Origin of the sequence: Methanolobus sp., from assembly GCF_016278385.1 — an archaeon.
Classification (GTDB): domain Archaea; phylum Halobacteriota; class Methanosarcinia; order Methanosarcinales; family Methanosarcinaceae; genus Methanolobus.
In genome coordinates this window covers 1-2,551 of the sequence record NZ_JADQBY010000007.1, presented here as the reverse complement: position 1 = coordinate 2,551, position 2,551 = coordinate 1, and the positions used below count along the sequence as shown (strand labels likewise).

General features: G+C 31.2%; 3 protein-coding genes and 1 pseudogene. 2 read left to right on the top strand and 2 right to left on the bottom strand.

Features of this window, described 5'->3' with window-relative positions; genetic code table 11:
• Positions 1-386: 386 nt before the first annotated feature.
• Both QZZ23_RS03530 and QZZ23_RS03525 read right to left on the bottom strand, forming a co-directional pair.
• Positions 387-1,574, bottom strand: a complete 1,188-nt coding sequence (locus tag QZZ23_RS03530; RefSeq protein WP_292466882.1) for an anaerobic nitric oxide reductase flavorubredoxin — start codon at positions 1,572-1,574, stop codon at positions 387-389.
• 79 nt (positions 1,575-1,653) lie between these two features.
• The gene (locus QZZ23_RS03525) at positions 1,654-1,839 is read right to left on the bottom strand and encodes a hypothetical protein (protein ID WP_292466881.1); all 186 of its coding nucleotides are present in this window, start codon (positions 1,837-1,839) and stop codon (positions 1,654-1,656) included.
• A 67-nt stretch (positions 1,840-1,906) separates the two neighbouring features.
• On the opposite strand from QZZ23_RS03525, the gene QZZ23_RS03520 reads away from it, so the two are divergent.
• Entirely contained in the window at positions 1,907-2,287 is a 381-nt protein-coding gene (locus QZZ23_RS03520; RefSeq protein ID WP_292466880.1) for a hypothetical protein, read from the top strand.
• 47 nt (positions 2,288-2,334) lie between these two features.
• Positions 2,335-2,551, top strand: a pseudogene (locus QZZ23_RS03515) (hypothetical protein); the annotation flags it as partial.

Here is a 2,551-nt window from a genome sequence, read left to right as displayed (position 1 = left end):
AAAATGTTTTGTCTAATTAGAATGGAAGAGGTTGGGAGCTGATTAGATAACCTCTCGATAAACCTCCATTTTTTACCAATTGCTTATAAGAGCTATATATACAGATTACTGAATTTCCAGGTTAATCGAAATCCTCTATAGAATGTATATCAAAACTATAAATACTACTCTTTTCTCGCTTTGTTTTTGAAGTATTGAATGAATTATGACCTATAAAAAATAATATTATATTCTAATATAATTTATAGAACATGATTTACAATAGTCTTGTGAGAAATGGAATAGAAAAAAAGCTGTGGAGCTTATGAACAAGTGAAAACTGTACTTATCTATAAATCTTCACAGTTTTACTATTGTTCGTAAATATTTTACCTTGCATTTCATTATTATAGAGTGGCTAATTTTTTACCATATTCTATTGCTTCATTTTCTGCATCTAAATCAGGATTCCATTGATTTTTATATCCTTCTGAAATTACTTCAAAACCAGCATCTTTCATTAACCCATTAAGTATTTTTACTGATTCCCCACTCCAGCCGTAGCAACCAAATGCTGCAGCTTTTTTATTTTTAAATTTCATGATTTTTACAAGATGAATAAAGCCTGCCATTGAATGTAAAATATTGCTTCCAATAGTAGGAGATCCCATAATAACAGTTTTTGATTTAAAGATTTCAGTAATCATATCATTTTCATCATTTTTAGTGACATTATAAAGTTTAACAACAACATCTGAATCTGCTAAGTTTATTCCTTCTGCAATCTTTTCAGCTAATTTTTTTGTGCCATTCCACATAGTATCATAAATAATGGTAATTTGATTTTCTTGATAATCATTTGCCCACTGAGTGTATTTTTCAACAATTTGCATAGGATTATCTCGCCAAATAACACCGTGACTTGTGGCAATCATATATATCGGTAAATTTAAAGCGATAATCTCGTCTAATTTTTTTCTTAATATTACATTAAAAGGTGTTAAAATATTTGCAAAATATTTAATGGATTCTTCATAAAGTTCACATTGATCCACCAAATCATTATATAATTTTTCAGTTGCATAATGCTGTCCAAAAGCATCATTGCTAAAAAGAATATTGTCTTCAGTAAGATAGGTTGCCATACTATCTGGCCAGTGTAACATTGCCATTTCAACGAACACAAGTGATTTCCCATTTCCTATCTCTATTGAATCCCCGGTTTTCACTACTTTAAAATTCCAGTCTTCATGATATTGCCCTTTTATAGATTTAACAGCATTTGCTGTACAATAAATGGGTGTGTCAGGAATGAGTTTCATTAACTTTGGAAGGGCACCACTATGGTCTACCTCTCCATGGTTTGCGATGATGTAATCGATCTTTTCTAAATCCACTTCATTGGCTAGATTTTCTACAAATTCTCCTGCAAAAGGTGCCCAAACAGTATCAATTAAAACAGTTTTTTCTTCTTCGATCAAGTAAGAGTTATATGTGGAACCTTTATCTATGGAATATTCTTCTCCATGAAATTTTTCTAGTTCCCAATCTACTTTACCTACCCAAGATACATTATTTTTTACTTGCTTTTTCATTGATTGACCCACTCCTTTATAAAATTATTTATTTTGTTTTTCAATTCTTCTACTGTGACACCAAATGAATAAGCTTTTATTAGCTCTTTTGTAGCTTGTCTAATCTTGAAGAGCCTATGACATTGCTCATTGACAGAAGAAGCTTAAATTTTAAATCAATTGCTGAATTCTCTATACCCCATATTAGTTCCCAAAAATCAACAACTGTACCTAAAAATATATCGTCAATTGTTTTATAGTTAACTACTGCTGGCTTAAATAGCATATCAACTCCATTTCAAACGTAATTGTTTTCATTTCAATTATATAAAACTAAATATTGTATTTCTTCTATGATAAAACTCACTATTGTCAAATGTTTCAGAAATCTTTCGTTCAACAAAACAATCTCATCTCTTTCAGATGAAGAAGCTTTGCTTCTTCATTTTGTTAATGATGATGGTGATATTTCTTTGCCCACAGGGTCAAAACTTCATTATTTTGTGAAAAACAGGTTAGGAACAGAAGGACTTCAACATATTATGGGGATGATAGCTGAGAGAATCATCGGACTCATTAAAGCCAGAGATCTAAAAACAAATTCCACACCTCTTAAAGCCTCAAGATACGATAAACATAGTGATTATAATCCTCACTATGGATGTAAAATGGATAAAGCTCACATCACATTGATAGGAGTTTTTCCGTTATACATGACGTATACAAGGGGTTAGCTCATGACTCTCCTGAATTAAGACAGCATATTGAATTCTTAATTAAATTGAATCTTGAAGCTGATTCGTATGTTTTGGATGGCGCATATGATTCGTTCAATAACTATGCGGATATCTGGAACTATTTGAATATCAATCCTACAATATCTCTACCTTCTGATGCTGTTATCAGTGCAGAAGGAAGAATTGAGCGAATTAATCATTGGATTAGAGACTGTCGGATAAGACAAGATAAATATCTTATCCAATCAATTAACGCGCAAA